15 protein-coding genes are annotated in these 23,209 nt (G+C 64.8%); all 15 read right to left on the minus strand.

Features of this window, described 5'->3' with window-relative positions:
* Positions 1-187: 187 nt before the first annotated feature.
* Complete coding sequence (locus ACVOMF_RS03045; RefSeq protein WP_481507960.1) at positions 188-1,021, minus strand: glycosyltransferase family 2 protein; 834 nt, start codon at positions 1,019-1,021, stop codon at positions 188-190.
* Positions 1,018-1,887 carry a glycosyltransferase family 2 protein gene (locus ACVOMF_RS03050; RefSeq protein ID WP_481507976.1) on the minus strand — a complete coding sequence of 290 codons (870 nt, stop codon included), beginning with the start codon at positions 1,885-1,887 and terminating at the stop codon, positions 1,018-1,020. Before ACVOMF_RS03050 ends, ACVOMF_RS03045 begins: the two co-directional genes overlap by 4 nt.
* On the minus strand, positions 1,884-4,121 hold the full coding sequence (gspD, locus tag ACVOMF_RS03055; RefSeq protein ID WP_481507961.1) for a type II secretion system secretin GspD: 2,238 nt from the start codon (positions 4,119-4,121) through the stop codon (positions 1,884-1,886). The genes ACVOMF_RS03050 and gspD overlap by 4 nt, the downstream gene beginning before the upstream one ends.
* A 9-nt stretch (positions 4,122-4,130) precedes the next feature.
* Positions 4,131-4,811, minus strand: a complete 681-nt coding sequence (locus tag ACVOMF_RS03060; RefSeq protein ID WP_481507962.1) for a type II secretion system protein XpsN — start codon at positions 4,809-4,811, stop codon at positions 4,131-4,133.
* The gene (gene gspM / locus ACVOMF_RS03065; RefSeq protein ID WP_481507963.1) at positions 4,801-5,409 is read right to left on the minus strand and encodes a type II secretion system protein GspM; all 609 of its coding nucleotides are present in this window, start codon (positions 5,407-5,409) and stop codon (positions 4,801-4,803) included. Before gspM ends, ACVOMF_RS03060 begins: the two co-directional genes overlap by 11 nt.
* Positions 5,384-6,511: a PilN domain-containing protein gene (locus tag ACVOMF_RS03070; protein WP_481507964.1), complete on the minus strand. Its 1,128-nt coding sequence runs from the start codon at positions 6,509-6,511 to the stop codon at positions 5,384-5,386. The genes gspM and ACVOMF_RS03070 overlap by 26 nt, the downstream gene beginning before the upstream one ends.
* Entirely contained in the window at positions 6,508-7,368 is an 861-nt protein-coding gene (locus tag ACVOMF_RS03075; RefSeq protein ID WP_481507977.1) for a type II secretion system minor pseudopilin, read from the minus strand. The genes ACVOMF_RS03070 and ACVOMF_RS03075 overlap by 4 nt, the downstream gene beginning before the upstream one ends.
* Complete coding sequence (locus tag ACVOMF_RS03080; protein WP_481507965.1) at positions 7,359-8,012, minus strand: prepilin-type N-terminal cleavage/methylation domain-containing protein; 654 nt, start codon at positions 8,010-8,012, stop codon at positions 7,359-7,361. Before ACVOMF_RS03080 ends, ACVOMF_RS03075 begins: the two co-directional genes overlap by 10 nt.
* On the minus strand, positions 8,009-8,401 hold the full coding sequence (gene xpsI, locus ACVOMF_RS03085) for a type II secretion system protein XpsI (protein ID WP_481507966.1): 393 nt from the start codon (positions 8,399-8,401) through the stop codon (positions 8,009-8,011). The genes ACVOMF_RS03080 and xpsI overlap by 4 nt, the downstream gene beginning before the upstream one ends.
* On the minus strand, positions 8,398-8,910 hold the full coding sequence (xpsH, locus tag ACVOMF_RS03090; protein ID WP_481507967.1) for a type II secretion system protein XpsH: 513 nt from the start codon (positions 8,908-8,910) through the stop codon (positions 8,398-8,400). Before xpsH ends, xpsI begins: the two co-directional genes overlap by 4 nt.
* A gap of 6 nt (positions 8,911-8,916) precedes the next feature.
* Positions 8,917-9,345 (minus strand): type II secretion system major pseudopilin GspG, encoded by a 429-nt coding sequence (gene gspG / locus ACVOMF_RS03095; protein ID WP_481507968.1) that lies wholly within the window; start codon positions 9,343-9,345, stop codon positions 8,917-8,919.
* Between the two features lie 28 nt (positions 9,346-9,373).
* Complete coding sequence (xpsF, locus tag ACVOMF_RS03100; protein WP_481507969.1) at positions 9,374-10,591, minus strand: type II secretion system protein XpsF; 1,218 nt, start codon at positions 10,589-10,591, stop codon at positions 9,374-9,376.
* A gap of 31 nt (positions 10,592-10,622) precedes the next feature.
* Complete coding sequence (gene gspE, locus ACVOMF_RS03105) at positions 10,623-12,350, minus strand: type II secretion system ATPase GspE (protein ID WP_481507970.1); 1,728 nt, start codon at positions 12,348-12,350, stop codon at positions 10,623-10,625.
* 123 nt (positions 12,351-12,473) lie between these two features.
* Positions 12,474-14,357 carry a S8 family serine peptidase gene (locus ACVOMF_RS03110; protein ID WP_481507971.1) on the minus strand — a complete coding sequence of 628 codons (1,884 nt, stop codon included), beginning with the start codon at positions 14,355-14,357 and terminating at the stop codon, positions 12,474-12,476.
* A 154-nt stretch (positions 14,358-14,511) separates the two neighbouring features.
* Positions 14,512-22,863 carry a beta strand repeat-containing protein gene (locus ACVOMF_RS03115; protein WP_481507972.1) on the minus strand — a complete coding sequence of 2,784 codons (8,352 nt, stop codon included), beginning with the start codon at positions 22,861-22,863 and terminating at the stop codon, positions 14,512-14,514.
* Positions 22,864-23,209 lie beyond the last annotated feature (346 nt).

The raw sequence follows: 23,209 nt of genomic DNA on the forward strand, positions 1-23,209 counted from the left end.
CTCCGGTTCAGCCGAGCGCTGAGGCTTGTTCATGCTCTGTGGCGGGCGTGGCGGTTAGAGCTGATGGCGTTTGCTCTAAGAGCCCCCCTCCCCTGCGCGTTGCGCATCTGCCCCCTCCCTTTGGCACAGCCAAGGGGAGGGCTGGGGAGGGGTGCTTTGAGTGCACCAACACCCCCAAGGTCCACACTTATTTCAGCAACAAGCGCGGCACCTGCAACGCCGCATGCGCCCAGATCGCGCACCACACCCCTGCCCTCACCGGCAGGCTGCGCTGGCTGGCTTCGAACTTGCGGAAGTAGCGCCACAGTCCTCGATGCTTGTGCCATTCAACAAAGAACGGCCGCGAGCGACTGGACACGCCACGTACATGCAGCACCTTCAGCTCATTGGCGATGGCCACCACCGCACCGGCCTGGCGCGCGCGTCGGCACAGGTCCAGATCTTCGGCATGCAGCCGGTAGCCGTCATCCCAACCGTGCAGGCGATCGAACAAACCACGCGGCATCAGCAACAAAGCACCCGACAAGGCCTGCACCTGCTGCAACGGCGTGGAATGATCCGCCTCAACTGCCAAGCGCGAGCCCGCTCCCGGATTGCGCAGCATCGCGGCGAAGTCCGGATCGCGCCGGCGCACGGCCGCATCGGCTACGCCGTTCTCGTCCACCTGTTCCACACCGAGCAGACAATCGCCCAAGGGCTGGCCCAAGCCACGCAGCTGCGACAAGGTCTGCGGCTCGACCATCAGATCCGGATTGATGAAGGCCAGCCACGGCATATGACATTCGCGCGCGCCTTGGTTGCAGGCAGTGGCGAAGCCGGGATTGTCCGGGTTGGCAATGAAACGCACCCGTGCATCGGCCAGTGCATGCCGCTGTGCGATCGCCAGCGAGTCGTCGCGTGACGCGTTGTCCACCACCCGTATCTCAATCACATCCTCGGCAGCGCGCAACCGCAACAGGCATTCATCCAGCGTGCTCGCACTCTCGTAACTGACCACCACAACTGCAATCGAATCGCTCACACCGGCTCCGCGCCTGGAAGGGAACCACAGGCGTCGAACAGGTCGGGCTGGGCTTGCGGCATTATCGCCTGCTCGCACAACTGCTGCAGTTGCTGGCGATGCGCGTACAGCGGGTCATTCATCAGGAATGCGGCCAGCCGCGCAGTCCATACCGGCCAGCGATTGGCCAGCACCTCCATGTCGCCCCCAGCCGGCCTGCCTTCGCTCTGCCGGCCGACAAAGGCGTTGTCACACAGCACGTTGCGCCAACCCAGCCCACTCATGCGCAGGCTCAGGTCTACCAGCGCGGCATACCACGAGCCGTAGCTATGGATATCCAGCCCACCCGCGCGACGACGTGCACTGCCGCGTATCAGCACCGCATGGGTGACCGCCGAAGGGAGCTCGGGCTGCAGCAACGGCATTGCCGCCAAGGCCTGCAGCAGCCGCGCAGGATCGGCAGGCAGCGGATTGAGTTCACCAGCGCGTGGCCACGATACGGCCTCGCCGGCGTTGCTCCACGGCGTGGCGGTGGCGATGGATGCATCACGCGCCAGGCAGTCGCTGAGCTGCTGCAACCAACCGGCCATCGGCAAGGCATCGGGCGCCAACACGGCAACATCCGCATCGCCACAGGCCTTCAGCATCTCGTCCAGATGCGCCGCCTCGCCGATCGGCCGCGGACGGCGCGTGTACTCGGCCTGCAGGTGGGTGCTGGCGAGCCAATGTTCGATCACCACCTGGCCGCGCGGGCCGCTCTGACCGTCGTCGGCCAGCCACACCGGCGTTCCCGCCGGTGTGTGTTTCTCCAATGCCGCCAGGCAGGCATCAAGCGCCGCCTCGTCCACACCCACCGGCAGCAGGATGACCGGTAGCGCCATGCTCAGCGTCCCTTCGGTGCGTTGATCGGATCCAGCGCACGGAACTTGCTGCCGTACTCGTCAGTGAGATTGCGCGCTTCCTGCGGGTTGCGGACGATGGTCGGGGTCAGCAACACGATCACTTCGCTGCGTCGGCTGCTTTGGGTCTTGCGACCGAACAGGCCACCGATCACCGGCAGTCGGCTCAAGCCGGGCAGACCGGATGAGCCCTTGGTGGCGCTGTCCTCGATCAAGCCGGCCAGCATCACCGTGTCGCCGGCGTTGACTGCCGCTTCGGTCTTCATGCGACGGGTGTTGATGCGCACGTTGCCGTTGTCATCAGGCTCTCCCTCAGGCGAACTGACTTCCTGCACGATGTCCAGGAACACCATGCCATCGCGGGTAACGCGTGGGCGCACCTTGAGGATGGTGCCTGTTTCCAGGTACTGCACCTGCGCGTACTGGTTGTCGCTGATGCCTGAGACAGACACCGAATACACCGGGATCTTGCTGCCCACGTTCAAGGTCGCCACCGCGTTGTTGCGCACGAACAGCGACGGTGTCTGCAGCAGACGGACATCGGTGACCTGGTCCAGCGCCGTGATCACCGCAGCAGCGTTCTTGCCGAGGAAGGTCCAGCTCAGACCACCGCCGCCCTTGCCATCACCGGGAATCAGCGAACCAGCGATATCACCCCATATGCCGCGCCCGAGAGCTGACGGTAGGCCGGCGCCGCCCTTGTCGACGGCGGCGTTGACCGCCTGCTCGAAATACCAGTTGACGCCATAGCTCAGGTCGCCGCTCAAAGCGACTTCGGCAACCTGCGCCTCGATGTGCACCTGCATCGGCATCACATCGAGCTTTTCCACCACCTCGCGGATCGAACGCCATGCCTGCGGCGTGCTGCGCACCAACAAGGTATTGGTTTCCTCCACGGCGGAAACACCGACGCGGTCGCCTTCCACTTCAAGGGTCACGCTGCCATTGCCGGAGCTACGTTGCGGCAAGGACATGCCCTCCCCCATACCACTGCTGCTGGTGCCGCCGCCCATGCCGCCGTCTTTACCGAACGAACCACCGCCATCGCCCAAAGTATCGTCGGCGTTAGCCGATGGATCGACGGTGCCCCCGCCTTGCAGGTTGATCGCGCTGGCGCCAGGGGCCAGCGAAGCGGCACCACTCTGCCCGCCACGCGAACCACTGCCAGCGCCAAACACTTCGGCCAGCCGCTCTGCAAGGTCCTTGGCCTTGATGTACTTCAACTCATGCGAGAACAGACGGGCGCTGCCGCCGGCACTGTCAATGCGATCCAGCCACTGCTGGATCTGGTCCAGATAACGCGCCTGCGGGGTGATCACCAGCACCGCGTTGGCATTGTCCAGCGGCATGAAACGGAACATGCCGGCGCTCGGCGTCTTGCTGGCTTCGCCAAACACCTTCTCAAGATCATTGGCCACCTGCGAGGCGCGTCCGGACTGGATCGGGAACACGCCCACCGACATCCCGGACAGCCAATCCACGTCGAATATCTCGACCGTGCGCAGGTAGTTCTCCAGCTCGGTGCGGGTGCCACCCAGGGTGATCACATTGCGCGAACCATCGACGCCGACGATGGCGTTAGGGCGTGCATAAGGTTCCAGAACCTTTTTCATCTCGCTGGCAGAGATGTATTGCAGCGGCACCACCCGCACTTCGTAGCCGCGTGCGGCCGAGGCCGGTGCGGTACTCGGCGCGACCGTGCCTGCCAGCGACTGGTCGGCCGGCACCACGTTGTAACGGCCACCGCTGTAGATCAAGCGGGCGTTGTTCCAGCCCAGCACCATCTCCAAAAGATTCAGTGCCTGTGCCGGCGATACCGGCTTGGGTGTAGCCAGGGTTACCGTGCCCTGCACCGTTGGGGCGATGACGTAGTTCTGGCCGAGCATGTCGCCGAGGATGGCTTTGGTGACTGCCTGCACCGATTCGCCTTCGAAGTTGAACACCGCCGTGCCGTTGCCAGCCGCAGTCAACGCAGGTGCCGGTGCCGAGGCGGCAGCGCGATTGATCACGGTGCCATTGCCACGCCGGATCACCGCACGCCCCTGGTTGTCGTCGGCCTTGGGTGCCTCTTCGGCGCTCAGCGGACTGGTACGGGCTGCCTCGCCGGGGACTGGCGTGCGCGTGTCCGGCGCAGCATTGCGGCGGATATCCGGCGTCGGCGTGGTGACGCAGCCACTCAGGGCACCGATCAGCAGGCTGGCTGCAACTATGCGTGATGTCATGCGCTCACTCTACGGGTTCTGGCGGCCGGAGCCGCCGTTCTGATTCTGTTGTGCCTGCCGACGGCGGGCCTGGATGCGATCACGAATCGCCTTGATCTGGTCTGCCGATGGCGCAACCGGGTCGGCTGCAGGCGGCGGTGTGGCTACGCTGACCGGCGGAGGTATCGGCTGCGCATTGCCAGGCATGGGCGCTGCAACACCGTCTGTTGGCGGTTTGGGCCCGCCGCTGAACACCTGCAGCTCAAGATTGAGCGTACCTGCAGGCCCGCTGACCACGGCGCTGCGCGGCTGCAGCGACAGCAGCTGCCAACCATCCTGCACCTCACCGCCCAGGCGCAGACGTAGCGACTTGCCCTGCTCGGTGGTCAGTGTGGCCATGTCCAGGCCCGGCGTCATCAAGACACCGGTCAAGCGCACACTGGCTGCTGCGGGTTCGCCGGCTTCGCCGATGAAAAAAGGGTGCGGCCGCCGATCGCTGGCAAACAGCGGCCGGCTCAACGCCTCGGAATTGTCGGCAACCGCAAGCGGCGCAGGCTGCGGAACCGCTGGCAAGGCCGGCACGTCCAGTGCGGCAGTGCTGCTGCCGATCCTGCTGCCCAGGCCAAACAGGCACGCGGCCCAGACCAATAGTGCCCAGCCCGCGAATGCGCCCAACAACCAGGTGCGCAGGCCCGCTACGTCATTGCGCATTGGCTGCCTCCGTGGCGGGCGCGACTACGCCGGGGCGCAGATGACCGCTGAGCTCGAAACTCACGTCCAGTCCGCCACCGCCTTCGCCCAAGCCGGCGGACAGGATGTCGAGCCGGTCCACGCGCAATTGCGGTGTTCCGGTTTCCAATGTCTGCAACACGCTCATCCATTCGTTCATGCCGCAACGCAGCCGCGCCTGTACCGCCACCCGCGGAAAGCGGCCAGTGCTGTCGGCCGGCAACGGCGAGCGGTCGCTGATCGCACAACTGCGCTGGTCCGGGCTGGCCAGGCGCGCAGCCTCCTCCAGTCGTTGCACCAGTTTGGAGGTCGCCAGCTCCACCGAATTTTCGGCCATGAAACCGGGTTGATCGGCCAGCGTCTGTTGCGCCTGCTGCAGCCGCTGCGTGACCTGCGGCGCCTGCCGCAACTGCATGCCGATGCGCTGCTGGCGCTCCTGCAAGGTGGTGATTTCTGCTTCCACCGCCAGCATCGGCCGGGTCCACAAGGGCTGCACCAGCAGCAGGTAGATCAAGCCCAATATGGCCAGTAGCAAGCCCAGCGCCAACCAGCGGTCACGGCGAGCGAGGTGCGATGCCATCGGCAGCCTCCTGGTTGGGCCTGCGCAGCTCGGCGGTCAAGGTAAAACGCTCACGCCCTGCGCCTTGGCCGGCCTGCAACACACCGGTCAGTGAAGGCGTCCTCCACAGCTTGGAACCTTCAAGCTTGGAGACCAGCGAGGAGGCACTGCCGCTCATGCCGATCAACTGCATGCGCCCGCCTTCGATGGAGAGTTTCTCCAGCGATGTGTCATCACCCAGCCGCTGACTGAGTTCGTTGATGATTTCGGTGGCAGAAGGCTGTTGAGCTCGCTGTGCAGTGAAGAACTGCTGGCCATCGACCAGATCCTGCAACTGCTGCTGCTGCGCAGCCACCGCCCGTGCGCGCACCGCCGAGGCCTCCACCTGCGTCGACAACTGCGCGGCGGCGGCGCGGCGGTTCTCCAGCAACTGCCAAGCGGCCAGCACCAGCATCACCAGGCCTGCGATCAACAACAGTCGGTTGAGCCTGCGCATCGGATCGATACGCTGCCTGCGCATCGGCAGCGGCAGCAGATTCACGCCCAAGGGCTGGCCTTCAGCACCGACCGCATCCACGCCATCAAGCTGCTGCTGCCACACCTCAACCGGACCCAGCAACGCATCCACCAGCTGCCGCGGTGCGACCACCAGTTCGGTATCCAATTGACCGTCGTCGCGACGCTGCAACAGGCGCACGTCGTAGTACACCTGCGCGGCGCTGAAGGGAGTTTGCCGGTCAATTTCGAAACCCAGCACTTCGCGCAGGCGCGTCTCGGCCGCGGCCGGCATGCGCAGGGGCTTGCGCAGTACTGCGCTGACCGGCAACAGCCCGTAGCGCGGCAAGCCGGCCACACGTGGCGGCAAGGCAGCATCCACCTCGTTGGGCACCGAGCCGCTGGGCAGCACCTGCAGCGACTGCCGTTGGCCGCCCTGCAACAGCGACACCATCAGCTGTGCGTCGGCGGGCTCCAGCAGTAAGCGTGCATCGGAGACCCCTAGCAATGCCCGCCAACGCGAAGGCAGCCAGGACAGCAACGCCTGCGACCACCATGCCCAGAAGCCACCGGCGCCCGGCACGATGCGTGCACTCACCTGCCCCAGTCGTTCACGCAACCCCGTCATCTGGACATCGCTCCCTGTTCCCATTGCAGCACCGTATACGGTGCACCAGCCACACCACCGGGATTCAGACGCACCACCGCGCGGACAACTGCCTGTCGCTCGGCCACCAATTGCACCTTGCTGGTGACACTGTAAGTGCCGGTGTCACCCCCTCCGGCTGAAGTTTCGCCCATTCCGGGATTGCCGTCTTCACGTTCGCGCTGGGCCAGGATCAAACCCGCATCCATTCCCATCGCGGTCAACACCGGACCGGGGGCAAAACGCGGATTGGGCCGGGCGCTACCGTATACCGTCATCAGCGGCACAAGCTGTACGTAAAGTGCTGGTTCCATGCCGAGCACACGCTGCAGTTCGCTGACGCTGTCGAACGGTGCGTTCTTGGCGCCATACGGCAACCCGGCCGCCTGGTAGTCGGCGGTCTCAGCGCCGCCAGCTACCTGCAGCAGTGAATCCGGATCACGCCAATCGACGATGGCGCCGGCCAACCGCGCGGCCTTGTCCGGTGGCAGTTCGAGGCCACGCAGCAAGGCCTGCAGCAGGTTCAGGTCGGCCTGGTTCAAATCAACCTTGCCAGTCTCATCGACGATGCGCAGCTCCACCGTGCGGCCGTCAAACTGCCAGCGATAAGGGCGGCCATCGGCGCGCCAGCTGGGCTGGGTCGGGGTGGCGCGCATCCGCGACAATGCATAGTCGATGCCGGCGTGGGCAATCTGTTCGCCCCCGGCCAGGTCACCGGTGACCCGGCCCTGCAGGTGTTCGACACGCGCGGTCAAGGCAAATGCGGCAATGGTCGTGGCCAACAAAGCCACCACCCACAGCACCAACACCAGGGCTGCACCGCGCGCCTTCACCGCCAGCTCCCGGCAATCGAGGACTGCGGCAAGGCCACCACCAGCGGCGGCCAGGCTGCACCCTGCGCGGGCGTGATTTCAATCGACACCAGCATCGGCATGCGGCCCGGGACCTCCCAGTTGTCCTGCCAGCGCCCCATTGCAGTCGTGCCCGGTTCGATGCCGCGATAGCGCAGCTTTACCTGCTTCAGCCCATCTGCCAGCAACTCGCTGCCGCGCGGCGGGTTCTCCTCCAGCAGCTGGCCGGATTGCAACAGGGTCAAGCCCAGACGCAGCTCCCGCGTCGCACCGCTGCCGCTGACCTCCAGCGTGTGCAGGTAGGGGCCGCCACGGCCCAGGTAATCCGGCACATTGGCCACAAAGCGCAGCTGCGTCGGGCTGCCGGTAAACACTGCGGAGTTGCCACTGAGGGCGTCGCGTTCCAGCGCCAGGGGCATCGCCGAGACCAGACGCCTGCGCAGAAAACCTTCCACCGCGCGCATGCGCTCGCTGCCGCTGGCAATCGCCTCGCCGCGGCTACTGATCGCGAGCGTCGAGCGCACCGCGGCGAACGCCAGTGCCATGCCTGCCGCCAACAGCACGGTGGCCAGCAATACCTCGATCAGGGTGAAGCCACGTGCCCGCAGCGGATGACGCAATGAGGGCCTCATGGCAGCACTTCCAGCGGCGCATTGGCGCGCAGCCGCAGGGTGCGCCAATGTAGTTGTTCCTGCGCGCTGTCGCCCCAGCGCACCTGCAGGTCCAGCAACCACAGCCGCGGCTGTTGCTGGCGTGGCTCAACATAAGGGGAAACCTGCAGGCTCCAGTGATAACGGCCCTGCTCCCACTCCCCCTGCTGACGCCCGGCCTGCAATGGCGCTTCAACCCCCGCGACCGCCAGCAGCGATTGCGCATGCAGGGCGGCGCGGCCGTAACCGTCGGCCATGCTGACCTGCCGCGCAGCACCGGACAGGCTGCCCAGCAGCAAGGTCATCGCCAAGGCCAACAAGGCGAAGGCGACGATCACTTCAATCAACGAATAACCGCGTTGGCGCTTCATCCAGCGCCCTCGCGCAGCGGGCCGGCCTTGACCTCGCCGGTGATCCACGCAACGTCGATCCGCCACACCGCCTTGCCTGCGCGCAGTTCAATGCGGCCGCCGCTGGAGGCGCCATCCTCGAAGAAACGCACGACGCCTTCGTCCTTGCGCGCCTGCAATTGCCCAGCGCCGGTGAATGTCACCACCAGCGCCTGTGGCAGCTCACCATGGTGACCGTCCGCGCCCTGCCAACGACGGCTGCCCGGATTGATCTGCAGCTGCTGTGCGACCCCGGTACTGATCGCACGGGTACGCGCATAACGCAGTTCGGCCGCCAGCGTCTTGCCGGTCGAGCGCAGCTGCATGCCGTCCATGCCACCACTCATCGCCATCGCAGCCATCATCGCCAGCGCGGCGACCAACGCCAGCACCAGCACCATCTCCAGCAAGGACATGCCGCGCATGCCTGCGGGCCACGCGGATACGGCACGCGTGGCAGCAAACGGTAGTGGAAAGCGCGTCACGACCATCAAGGCTTATTCGTAGCGGATGTCGGCGTTGTAGCTTTCGCCGCCGGGCTGGCCGTCGGCGCCAAGGCTGATCAGATCGAACGGACGACCTTCACCCGGTACCCGGTACTGCACCGGATTGCCCCACGGGTCATTGAACTCGGCCGGCTTCGAATACGGGCCCAACCAACCCGCCACACCTGCAGGCTGCGTGGACAGGTCGTCCAGCTTGCTCGGCAAGCGGCCGGTATCTAGCTTGTAGTTCTCCACCTTGCTGGCCAGCGTCTGGATCTGGGTCTTGCCAAGGTTGGCCTTGCCACGGTCGGCACCGCCCAGCACACGGCTGCCGACCAAGGTCAGCACCGCACCGATCAGCACGATGACGATGATGATTTCCAACAGGCTCATGCCGGCCTGGCGTGCGCGTGACAGCGGTTGTTTCAGGGTTCGCCTCATTGCTTCATCCTTCTGCAAAATTCAGGGGTTAACCGATGGCATTGGTCAGGTCGTACAGCGGCACCAGCACCGCGATGATGACCACGCCCACCACCGACGCCAACAACAAGGTGATCACCGGCACCAGCGCCGCCAACATGCGGTCGATGGCGCGGGCACTTTCCTGTTCAAAGGTGTCGGCGGTCTTGAGCAGCATGCTTTCCAGCGTGCCCGACTCTTCGCCGACCTGGATCATCTGCAGGGCCAGCCGCGGGAAGCGGCCATTGCGGCCCAGCGACGAGGCCAAGCCGGCACCGTTCTTCACCGCCTCGGCGGCTTCACTCACGTCAGCGACCAGTGCACGGTTGCCGAGCACGTTGCGGGCAATGCCCAGCCCAGCCAGCAGCGGCACGCCATTGCGCAGCAAGGTGCCAAGCGTGCGCGCAAGTCGCGCGCTCTCCAGCTTGGCAACCAGTCCGCCAATCATTTGCCGCTTCAACAACCAGATATCAAATGCCAGACGGAATACCGGGTCGCGCCGCTTGCGTTCCACCCACAGCAACAACAGCGCCGGCACCACAATGAAAACCAGCCAGCCCTCGCGTACCAGCAGGCCGACTTCCAGCACCACGCGGGTAAACCACGGCAGGGTCACATCGAGGCTTTGGTACATCAGCGAGAACTGCGGCACCACGTAGCCGAGCAGGAACAGCAGGGCCAGACCTACCACCACCAGCAGGATCGCCGGATAGATCAGGGCGTTGATGACCCGCCCTTTCAGTTCCTGACTGCGCTCCAGATAATCGGCCAGGCGCTGCAGGGTTTCGTGCAGGCTGCCGCCGGCTTCGCCAGCACGCACCATGTTCACGTACAGCCGCGAGAACAGGCCGTGCTGCCGCTCCAGCGCCTGCGACAGTGGCGCGCCGCCGCGCACGCTGTCGCGGATATCGGCAATCACCCGTTGCGAGCGCTGGTCTTCCGGCGTCTCCATCAGGATCGACAAAGCCCGGTCCAGGGGCTGCCCGGCGCTCAACAGCGTTACCAGCTGCTGGGTGAACTGGACCAGGGTGGCGTCGGCAAACGGACGCTGCCGCCATTGCTTCCAACCGCCGCCCTCGAACGCCGAGCCGGTCGCCGGCTTGGCTTCCACCGGCAGGTGGCCCTGCTCCTGCAGGCGTGCGATCACCTCGCCTTCGCTGGCTGCATCCATCTGTCCTTCGAGCAGGTCGCCGCGGGCATCCAGTGCCTTGTATCGGTAACGCGGCATCAGCAGAGCCGCTCCGGGTAAACGCTATGGCTCATGCGTCCTCCGTCACCCGCAATACTTCTTCCAGCGTGGTCTCACCGCGCAGCGCCTTGCCGATGCCATCTTCGTACATGGTGCGCATGCCAGCCTTGCGTGCGATCTGTTCGATCTCGCCCATGCCGGCTTTGCGCATCACCGCATTGCGCAGCGCATCATCCATCAACAGGAACTCGACGATGGTGGTGCGGCCGAGGTAACCGGTCGGCGCCAGCGCCGATGGCTGCGCGCGGTAGAGATGGATGTCGCCCTGCGGCTGGAAGCGGCGCAGGCCGAAGCGCTCGATCTCCTCTTCCGACGCGCGGTAGCGCAGCGCGTGGGTCGGCTCCAACCTGCGTACCAGACGCTGGGCGAGGATGCCGTTGATGGTGGAAGTGAGCAGGTAGTCTTCCACCCCCATGTCCAACAAACGAGTGATGCCACCGGCGGCGTTGTTGGTATGCAGGGTGGACAGCACCAAGTGGCCGGTCAGCGCCGACTGGATCGCGATGCGCGCGGTTTCCAGATCGCGCATTTCGCCGATCATGATGATATCCGGGTCCTGGCGCACGATGCTGCGCAGGGCATTGGCGAAATCCAGCCCGATCTGCGGCTTGGCCTGGATCTGGTTGATGCCCTCCAGCTGGTATTCCACCGGGTCCTCGACGGTGATGATCTTGACCTTGTCGGTATTGAGCTGGTTCAACGCGGTGTACAGCGTGGTGGTCTTGCCCGAGCCGGTAGGACCGGTAACCAGCAGGATGCCGTGCGGCTGCTCCAGCACCTTGCGGAACTGCGGCAGGAAATCCTCGCTGAAGCCCAGCCGCTGGAAATCAAACACCACCGCTTCGCGGTCGAGCAGGCGCATGACCACGCTTTCGCCGTGTGCGGTGGGCATGGTGCTGACGCGCAGGTCCAGCTCCTTGCCCTGTACCCGCAACATGATGCGGCCATCCTGCGGCAGCCGGCGCTCGGCGATGTTGAGCTTGGCCATGATCTTGATACGGCTGATTACCGCCGCGGTGAGGTTGACCGGCGGGCTTTCGCCATCGACCAACACACCATCGACGCGATAGCGCACCTTCAGCCGGTTCTCGAACGGCTCGACGTGGATGTCCGACGCGCGCAGCTCCACTGCCCGCTGGATCAGCAGATTGACCAGACGGATGACCGGCGCTTCGGAGGCCAGGTCGCGCAGGTGCTCGATATCGTCCAGCGGCGCAAGTTCACCATCGGTGGTTTCCAGGATGGTGCCCATCGCGGTACGGCCCTGCCCATACCAGCGCTCGATCAGCTCATCCACTTCGCTGCGCACGCCAACCACCGGGGCAACCTCGCAACCGGTAGCGAGGCGGATCGCATCGATCGCGTAGCCATCCTGGGGATCGGCCATCCACAGCAGGATGCGGCCACGTTGCTCACCCAGCGGCAGCACCAGGAACTGCTTGAGGAAGCGCAGCGGCACCGGCTCCACGCCTTCCACCAGCTCAGGCGGCTGTTCGGGCAGATCGCGGGCGGCAAGCAGCCGCAGCTCCAGTACCTTGGCACAGGCTTCAGCATGGTCGCGCTCGGACACCAGCCCCAACCGTGCCAGCAACACCAGCAGGTCGCCACCGGATTCACGCTGCAACTGGCGGGCGCGCTGCAGGTCAGCCTCTTTCAATCGGCCCTGCGCCAGCAGCTCGGTGACGATGTGATCGGCAGGTGATGGCGCAAGTTGAGCGTCGTGGGCTACCGCGTTCACGCAATCCTCCTGTGTTGGCCGAACTTTAGCAGTTCGCACCCCCGGGTCGTGCACATGAACCCGCATTACGGGCAAAAAGAACCCCGGCGATGCCGGGGCTCCAAGGTCGCACGATAGTCAGAATTACTGACGGGCAACCAGACTCACACCGCTATACGAGCTCGCCCCAACCAGGGTGACGTAGTAGGTGCCAGCCTGCGGCTTGTTGATGCGCACCGTTTCGCTGTTACCGCCGCGGGTCGATTTGGCGTCGAATTCGCTGCTGCTCGCCACCGCCTCGTAGCGGACATACACCGATACGTCGCCGCTGCCACCGTAGGTCATGAAGGTCAGCACCTTGCCGGACTCGGCCTGGAAGCTGTAGACCGTTTCGCTGCCGCTGCTGCCGGCAATGCCGGTCACGGCGACCTTGTTGACCAAGGGTGTCGCGTCCGGACCACATTGCTCCACGTTGGGATCGCATGGCGGCGTGGTGGCCTTTACCAACGCGGCATTGATGTTCAGGATGCCGGCACCGATCGGGGTGCTGGCCGGGATCGCCACCGGGAACGGCGTGGCGGTCGTCTTCAGCAGGTCACGCATCTGGTTCAGGGTCAGCGGCGTGTCGACCACGCTCTGTACCATTGCCACCGCAGCAGCCACATGCGGCGATGCCATCGAGGTACCGCCCATGCCGCCGAGGATCCAGTTGCTCGGCTCCGGTCCCTTCTCGCCGCCGTTCATCACCTGCCAGATATAGCCGTTCGGGTTGCCGTCGCCGGCACCGCCGCCGCCAGGCGCCGACAGATCCACTCGTGCACCGTAGTTGGAGTAATAGGCACGCGCACCAGTGATGCCGGTGGCACCAACGCTGATCACGTTATTGCAGGAAGACATCGTGTAGCTGCCGGCATTGGCGTTGTCATTGCCAGCGGCTACCACGACGATTGCACCCTTGCTGTTGGCCAGATCAATGGCTTCCTGGTACTCGGTCGGACAGGTAGAAGGCGAACCGCTGCCCAGACTCATATTGATGACTTCGGCAGGATTGGCGTTGAGCGGCAAACCCGGTACCTCACCACCAGCGGCCCAGATGATTCCGTCGGAAATATCGCTACCAAAACCACCGCAGGAGCCGAGCACGCGGATCGGCACTACCTTGGCTTTGTAAGCCAAGCCAGCCACCCTGACGCCGTTGTTGGTTTCCTGGGCGATGGTGCCTGACACGTGACTGCCATGCCAGGAACTGACATCGGCCGCGTGCGAGCCACCAGTAGCCCAGCCCGTGCAGTAATTGGCTTCGACCCAATCGCCCATATCCCAGCCACCGGCCACGCGCGCATCGGTGTCGCGACGCGACACACGCTTGTCGCTGATCATGTCGTAGCCGGGAATCACATTGTTCTGCAGGTCCGGGTTGCCCTGGACAATGCCGGTATCGATCACCGCCACCACCACGCCTTCGCCCTGCGAGATGTCCCAGGCCTGCGGTGCGCGTACGCCCGAAGTCGCATTGAAAAAGTTCCACTGGTACTGCGCGTAATTCGGATCGGTTGGGACCATCGACGGGGCGACGTCGGCCATGCGTTGGTACATGCGATCGATGTCCGCGCGCTCCACTGCCGGATTGGCCTTGAGCTCACGGACGAAATCGGCCGCCTCCTGCGCGTTGAGCGCCCGCGAGGTCTTGACCACGCTCCAGCCCGGTGCGCCCATGCGCCGCAGCAACGCGGCCTGGACTGCAGGCTGTGCCGCAGCGCGGGACGTCTTTGCCACCGCCCGATCCAGGCCGGCACGCGCGGCCGCTGCACCCAGACCACGGTTGAGCGTGGCCGCATCACGCAGCTCGCTGCTGCCGGCCCGGTACTTCACCACGAACCGATAGCCGCCGCTGCTGTCCACCGTGGACGAACTCAAGCCTATTACCTTCGCAGGTCCAATTCCGGCAGCAGATGCGGCAGGCACGCCGATCGAAGCCATCAGTACGGCACCGGCAATCGCCAAACCAAGCTGGGTCTTCTTCTTCATGTCGGATCTCTCGTCTTGATAGAACAGGGATGGAACTCAACGCTGCATCGCTTTGCCGTCCTGGCTCGCAACAGCCGTACTGCGGGGGCGGCACGGCCACTACCAATGAACCTGGAAGCCCCCGCCGCAGCAGGCGGGGGCAAAACCAAACCGCTTACCAACCGAAGCCGGCACCGACGCCCACCGAGCTGTCGTCACTGGTGAATGCACCACCAAAGGTGACGGTCGCGCGATCACTGATGGCGCGCTGGTAGCCCACGGACAGCGCCGATTCGCCGCCCTGGTAGCCGACGCCTACGCCGACCCGGTTCTGCGTGCGTACGCCCGCAGCACTGGTGGCCATGTTCAACATGGCTGCGCTCATCGCGCCCTGGCGATCGAGGCGACGATCGACATGACGCAGACGCTTGTCGATATCGCCACGGAAGATGTCGAAACTGTCAGCCATGCTGCTGAACTTGGTATCGGTATAGGTGTTGGCAGCGGTGATGCCGCTATCCAACTGCGCCTTGTTGACTGCATCGGTGGCCTGCGTACCAGCGGCAACGCTGGTGATCTGCCGCTCATGGCCACTGCTGCCGACCGACACGCTGTTGGCGCGATCGGCGATCGACCCCTGCCCCAAGGCAACGGCACCGGTTGCGGTGACGCTGGAACCCTGCCCAATCGCCGTACCCGAGGCAACGCTGACGGTGGCACTTTCACCCACCGCCACCGCATTGGTGGCCACCGCTGCGATGCTGGTATTGGCACCTACCGCGGTGCTGCCGTCGGCGTTGACGCGGGAGTTGCTGCCTATCGCGGTGTCGTTCGGGCCATGTGCATAGCTGTTGTTGCCGATGGCACTACCTGCGACGTTGTTGGCCTTGGCCTGCTCGCCCAACGCTACACCACTGCTCTCAGCCGCTCCGCGGGGACCATTGCCGTTGCCGTTGCCATTTCCATGCCCGTTTCCGTTTCCGTTTCCATTGCCATGGCCGTTCCCGTTCCCGTTCCCATTGCTGGCGATACGGTTGTTGAGGGAGGTGACCTGACCATCGAGCGCCGACAACGCTGCACCCACATTGTTGTAACTGGCCCCCTGGATGACATAGGTCGGGGCTACAAACATGCCCTGCATGCCAACGCCGGCGCCACCGCCAAGGAAGCTGGCCATATTGCCCAGCGACTGGAACAGCTGCCCGCCGTTGATGGCCTGCATGCTGCCAGCCGCAATGGCTCCGGCTGCCACGTTGTCCAAGGTTGTTCCCTGCACGCCCGCCAGGGTCAGCTTGTCACGGCTGGCATCGTCGTAGGTCACCGCATTGGCGGTCACGCCCTCGATACTGCCGATACGACCGTCGATGTCGGTAACGCGGGTCTCCACCGCACCGACACGCTGGTTGGTGACATGCAGCTGACCACCTGTCACTGCGTCGGTACTGCCTTCGGCAATACGCCCTGCGCCGACGTTGACAATGCGACGCGTCACCGGACCGTTGCTGCCGTTGCCACCGCCCACCGACACCACGTTGGCTTCGACCGCGCGCGAACCCGCGCCCAAGGCAACCGAATTGGCGCCGGAGACGCCTGCGCCTGCACCGATAGCAACGCTGTTGACGCCGTTGCTGGCAAACGCGCCGTAGCCGATGGCGACACCGTTGACTGCGGTGATCGAGGTCTGCCGGCCGAGTGCGGTGCTGTTGCTGGCCTTCGCTGCGGCATCCGCACCCACCGCGGTTGCCCCATTGGCGCTTGCGGTGCTGGAAGCACCAAGCGCGGTGCTGCGTTCGGCACTGGCAAGTGCGGCCGAGCCCGATGCCACCGCATTGCTACCACTGGCAGTCGCCACGCCATCGCCGGTCGCCCGGAAGTACTTGTTGGTCTCCCCTGCAACGCCGGCGACAGCATCCAGCTGCGACTTGTTGACCGCATCGGTTGCTTCGGTGCCGGCGGCGACGTTGGTGATCTGGCGCTCTGCGCCTGCATCGCCAACCGACACCGCGTTGTCACGACTGGCCACCGAACCGGCACCCAGGGCCACCGCATTCTCGCCACTGGCTTCACTGCCCATGCCAATCGCGGTGGTGCGTTGGCCAACTGCCCAGGCATTGGCACCCACTGCCGTTGCGTCATCGCCAAACGCCCAGCTGCCGCTGCCAATGGCTACCGCATTGGTCGCGCCAATGCCGAAGAAGCCAAAGCCGGTCTCGGCACCATCACCAATCGCCAGGCTGCCTTCACCCAGCGCTGACGCATTGCGACCGACTGCAACATTGCCGTCTTCATACGCAGCTGCGTTGTAGCCGACTGCGGTGGTGCCAGTACCTTCGGCATAGCTTTGCGAGCCAGTGGCGGTGCTGTAGTTGCCAAGCGCATTGGCAACCGCGCCGCTGGCGGTGGACTGATCACCCTTGGCGTACGCGCCGACACCGGTTGCCGTCGCCGCGAAGCCTTCCGCATTGGCACTAGCACCCAACGCGGTACCACCCACACCGGCACTGGTGGCACCGGTCTGCACCGGCGCACCGCCTACGTTGATCAGTGGATCACCGTTCGCATCCACCGCATTGCCACCCACGGCCACCGCACCGGGACCCATCGCCTGGGCATTCTGGCCAAACGCGGCTGCGTTCTGGCCGCTGGCCAAGGCGTTCATGCCGACTGCCGTTGCACCATCAGCCACTGCATTGGCGCCACTGCCGAAGGCAGATGCGCCAATGCCGATGGCGTTGGTGGCTTCGCCAGAGGCAGTTGCGTTGTCACCTTCAGCATAGGCACCAGCATCACTGTCAGCGCTACCGGTTGCCTTGAAGTACTTGGCCGTGGTCTGGCCTTCCGCAGCTACCGCGGCTACTTCATCGAGCTGGTCCTTGTTGACCGCATCGGTGCCCTCGGTACCTGCGGCAACATTGGTGATCTGCCGTTCGGCACCTGCATCACCCACCGATACCGTGTTGTCGCGGGCGGCGATCGAACCTGCACCCAGCGCCACCGAGTTGGTGGCACCGGCTTCCGCTCCCGTACCAATGGCCGTGCTCTGCTGGCCGAAGGCCCAGGCATTGGCGCCAACTGCGGTTGCATCGTCACCAAAGGCCCAGCTGCCGCTGCCGATGGCGACGGCATTGGTCGCACCGATGCCGAAGAAGCCGAAGCCGGTTTCGGCACCGTCACCTATCGCCAGGCTGCCCTCGCCCAGTGCAGAAGCGTTGCGACCCACTGCAACGTTGCCGTCCTCATAAGCTGCCGCGTTGTAGCCAACTGCCGTGGTGCCCGCACCTTCTGCATACGACTGCGAGCCGGTGGCGGTACTGAAGTTGCCAACGGCATTGGCAACCGCACCACTGGCAGTGGACTGATCACCCTGCGCCCATGCACCAACACCGGTTGCGGTGGCGGCAAAGCCTGCGGCATTGGCACTGGCACCGAGCGCGGTGCCACCGACACCGGCACTGGTGGCACCGGTCTGCACCGGCTGGCCATTGGAGGTGATCAACGGATCGCCATTTTCATCTACGGCATTGCCGCCCACCGCCACCGCGCCTGGGCCGGTGGCCTGTGCGTTCTGGCCGAAGGCCGCTGCATTCTGACCGCTGGCTACTGCATTCATACCGATTGCTGCGGCACCGCTGGCCAAGGCAAAAGCGCCATTGCCGATCACGATGGCGCTTTCACCGCTGGCCACGCTGTTGCTGCCCAATGCAATCGCATTGTCGCCATCGACCAGGTTGGCGAAGCCGAACGCGCTGCTGTTGGCGCCGTCCACCTGGTTGAAGTTACCGAACGCCGAGCTGTTGCTGCCGTTGGCAGTATTCACATAGCCGACGGCACTGGAGTAATCACCGGCGGCAACGTTGTAGCTGCCCACTGCCGTGCTTTGTGCACCGGATGCCTCGGAGCCAACACCGGCGGCGGTTGCGCCGTCACCACTGGCGACCGCGTCGTCACTGCCGTCGGCCGCGCCATTTGCCTTGAAGTAACGCCCGGCCAGCAATGCACCCTCGGCTGCAGCATTGAGCTGATCGACGTTGACTGCATCGGTGCCTTCGGTACCAGCAGCCACATTGGTGATTTGCCGCTCGGCACCCACATCGCCCACCGACACCGTGTTGTCGCGACCGGCTATCGAACCTGCACCCAGCGCCACCGAGTTGGTGGCACCTGCCTCGGCATCGGTGCCGATGGCGGTGCTCTGCTGGCCGAACGCCCAGGCATTGGCACCAACTGAGGTTGCATCGTCACCGAACGCCCAGCTACCACTGCCGATGGCCACTGCGTTGGTTGCGCCTATGCCGAACAAGCCAAAGCCTGTTTCGGCACCATCACCGATCGCCAGACTACCGGCGCCCAATGCCGAGGCATTGCGACCGACAGCGACGTTGCCGTCGTCGTACGCGGCTGCGTTGTAGCCGACTGCCGTAGTACCGACGCCTTCTGCATAGCTTTGCGAGCCGGTCGCGGTGCTGTAGTTGCCCAGTGCATTGGCGACCGCACCGCTTGCGGTGGACTGATCGCCCTTGGCGTAAGCACCAACACCGGTTGCCGTCGCCGCGAAGCCTTCGGCATTGGCACTGGCACCCAGCGCAGTACCACCAACTCCGGCGCTGGTGGCACCAGTCTGCACCGGTGCACCGCCGACGTTGATCAGCGGGTCACCATTGGCATCCACCGCATTGCCGCCAACTGCCACCGCGCCGGGGCCCATCGCCTGCGCGTTCTGACCAAACGCGGCCGCGTTCTGACCGCTGGCCAGGGCGTTCATGCCGACTGCGGTTGCGCCATCAGCCACCGCATTGGCACCGCTGCCGAAGGCCGATGCGCCACTGCCAATCGCATTGGTGGCCTCACCAGCAGCCGTGGCGTTGTCGCCCTCTGCATAGGCGCCGGCATCACTGTCGACGCTGCCGGTGGCGGTGAAGTACTTGCTGGTGGTCCCGGCCACAGCAGCCACCTCATCCAGCTGGTTCTTGTTGACCGCGTCGGTACCTTCGGTGCCGGCGGCAACATTGGTGATCTGGCGCTCGCTGCCAACATCACCCACCGATACGCTGTTCTCACGATCAGCCCAGGAGTTCGCACCGATGGCGACACTGTTGACCGCTTCGGCCACCGCGCTCTGGCCCAATGCGGTGGAGTTGTCCGCATCGGCCCAGCTGTTGAAACCAATCGCCGTTGCGTACTCGCCCAAGGCCCAGGCGCCATTGCCGAACGCCGCCGCACCAGTGCCCGATGCCTCGGTGCTGATCAAGCCGCCGTAGGTGGTACCGCCGACGGCAGTCGACTCCTCACCCGAGGCAATAGCCGATTCGCCCACTGCGGTGGTGCTGGCGCCGGATGCTTCTGCAGCCAGACCCATTGCAACGCCGTAGTCGCCGCTGGCCTGCGCGCCATAACCCACAGCCGAGGCGAGGTCACCGGAGGCAACCGCGTAGCTGCCGACCGCCGTGGTACCACGACCACTGGCCTCGGCACGGAAGCCGCTGGCCAGTGCTTGCTGGCCGGAGGCCAGCGCCTGCGATCCTTGTGCCGTAGCGAATGCGCCCGAGGCCTCCGCACCTGCACCCACCGCGCTGGCGCCTTCGCCACTGGCAACGCTTCCTGAGCCGATCGCAAGCGCATCGTCGGCATCGGCCAAGGCGCCGTCGCCGATCACCACGCTGCCGTCACCGCTGGCGACGCTGTTGCTACCCAAGGCAATTGCATTGGCACCATCGACCAGATTGGCCATACCGAACGCGCTGCTGTTTTCGCCGTCCACCTGGTTGAAGTTGCCGACCGCCGAGCTGTTCGTGCCATTGGCGGTGTTCACGTAGCCGACCGCACTGGAATAGTCACCGGCTGCGACGTTGTAGCTGCCCACCGCCGTGCTCTGCGCACCGCTTGCCAGCGAGCCGACACCGGCAGCGGTTGCACCGTCGCCGCTGGCGACCGTGTCGTCACTGCCATCGGCGGCGCCATTGGCCTTGAAGTAGCGCGCGGTCAGTTCGGCGCCATCAGCAACCGCAGTGAGTTGGTCGAGGTTGACCGCATCGGTGCCCTCGGTACCTGCAGCAACATTGGTGATCTGCCGCTCGGCTCCCTCCGCTCCAACCGACACGCTATTGGCACGATCTGCCAGCGAGTCCGCGCCCAAGGCAACGCTGTTGGCAGCGTTGGCGGTGGCATTCGCACCCAGCGCGGTGCTGTCCGCGCCAAAGCTGGTGCTGTAGAAGCCAACCGCCGTGCTGTTGGCGCCGCTGGCCCAGCTCTCCGCGCCCAGCGCACTGGCGTTGTCACCAGCCGCATACGCAAAGTAGCCGACAGCTGTGCTCTCAGCCCCGGCCGCTTCACTCAATGCACCTGATGCCAGCGCGTAGTCACCGGAGGCAATCGCGCCTGCACCCAGCGCCGTGGACGCTTCACCACTGGCCTGGGTATCAACGAAGAAGCCCAGCCCCGGTATGAGGTCGATCGGGCCACCGACTGCGACACTGCTGGTTCCCGATGCCGCACTCTGGCTGCCTACCGACGTGCTGTAGTCGCCGGTTGCATTGGCCACCGCACCGAATGCGGAAGACTGCGCACCCTGCGCGAAGGCGCCGAGACCGGCAGCGGTGGCAGCAAAGCCTTCCGCACTGGCACTTGCACCAACGGCGGTACCGCCGAGGCCGGCGCTGGTCGCGCCGGTGGTCACCGGCTGCCCGCCAAAGGTGATCAAGGGATTGCCATCGGCGTCCACTGCATTGCCGCCAACGGCGACCGCCGCCGGGCCAGTGGCTTCGGCGTTCTGGCCGAAGGCGGCGCTGTTCTGGCCCGTGGCCAACGCGTTCATGCCGACTGCGGTCGCACCGTTGGCGACAGCATTGGCGCCGTTGCCGTAGGCCGAGGCACCAGTGCCGATTGCGTTGCTGGCTTCACCGCCCGCCGTCGCTGCGTCTCCTTCCGCATAGGCACCGGCATCACTGTCGACGCTGCCCGTTGCGGTGAAGTATTTGCTGGTGTTTTCCGCGACCGCTGCGACCTCGTCCAGCTGCGACTTGTTCACCGCATCGGTGTCTTCGGTACCAGCAGCAACATTGGTGATCTGGCGTTCGCTGCCGACATCACCCACCGACACGCTGTTCTCGCGATCCGCCCAGGAATTTGCACCGATGGCGACGCTGTTGACCGCTGCCGCGGTGGCGCTTTGACCGAGCGCGGTGGAATTGTCAGCATCGGCCCAGCTGTTGAAACCGATCGCGGTAGCGTACTCACCTATCGCCCACGCACCATTACCAAACGCCGACGCGCCAGTGCCCGATGCTTCGGTGCTGATGAAGCCACCGAAAGTGGTGCCACCCACCGCAGTGGACTCCTCACCCGAAGCAATCGCCGATTCACCCACCGCCGTGGTGCTGGTAGCCGACGCGGAAGCGCCAAGACCCATCGCAACGCCGTAGTCACCGCTGGCGTCAGCGCCATAGCCCACTGCCGAAGCGAGGTCACCGGAGGCTGAGCTGTAGGCACCGAGCGCGGTGGTGCCGCGACCGCTGGCATCGGCACGGAAACCGTTGGCCGTTGCCTGCTGCCCTGAGGCCAGCGCCCGGCTGCCCTGCGCGGTTGCAAAGGCACCCGAGGCTTCAGCATCACTGCCAACGGCGGTGCTGCCCAGCTCGCTGGCAAGACTGCCCGAGCCAACCGCAGTAGCATCGTCAGCTGCGGCGTAGGCGCCATCACCGATCACCACGCTGCCATCACCACTGGCAATGCTGTTGCTGCCCAAGGCAATCGCATTGTCACCATCGACAAGGTTTCCGGCACCGAAGGCGCTGCTGTTGGCACCATCAACCTGGTTGAAATTGCCGACGGCCGAACTGTTCTCACCGTTGGCGGTATTTACATAGCCCACCGCGCTGGAATAGTTGCCGGCAGCCACGTTGTAGCTGCCCACCGCAGTACTTTCCACACCACTGGCCAGCGAGCCAACGCCCGCAGCCATCGCACCTTCGCCGCTGGCCACCGCATCATCGCTGCCATCGGCCGCACCATTGGCCTTGAAATAGCGACCGGCCAACAGTGCGCCGTCTGCGGCCGCATTGAGTTGATCAAGGTTTACCGCATCAGTACCGGCAGTACCGGCAGCAACGTTGCTGATCTGTCGTTCGTTGCCAGCCGAACCAACCGATATCGTGTTGGCGCGATCAGCAATCGAGCCTGCCCCCAGTGCCACGCTGCCTGCGGCAGAGGCTACCGTTCCTGCGCCGATGGCGACTGCATTCGTGCCTGAGGCATCAGCACTGCTGGCGATGGCGCAATCCACCAGGGTCGCACTGCCGAGCACGATGCATTGCGCGTTGCCGCCTACTTCCACCGACTGAGCCTGTGCCGCTGTTACCCAGGCACCTGCTCCCAGACCCAACGCAACGGCAACCGACAAGGCTTGCAGGCGCAACCCGGCGCTATGCCGCTCATCCATGACCACACCGGCCGAGCTGGACGATGCCAACTCCGACGCCACCACCAACTGCCCCAATGCCTTGTTCCATACCTTGCGGTAGATCCGGTTCATCGCTGCTGCTCCTCAAGTGGACGGGTTTTTTCGCTTGCAGAAAACCCCATCGCTGGACTGGCGCGCCCAACGATCCCCCTGTGGTGTTGTGGTCCCGGTCCCGATACAGCTGGGCACGTGAGGCTCACGCCTGTCGCGGTCTACCCCCCTAACTCCATACCTGTCGGGTGACTACGGGATGGATGGAGTCTTAATCGACGATTCATGATTCGTCAAATACTTGGCGAACAAACAAGTTCTGTGAAGATCCGCACAAATCTCGCGCCTTGATGAGACATTTGGAAAAATTTCTTCTGAAACAGTTGCCTAGTCGCGACTGTGCGCAGGAGCATCAAACTCGGCCTTC

The organism is Stenotrophomonas sp. STEN022 (assembly GCF_056760155.1).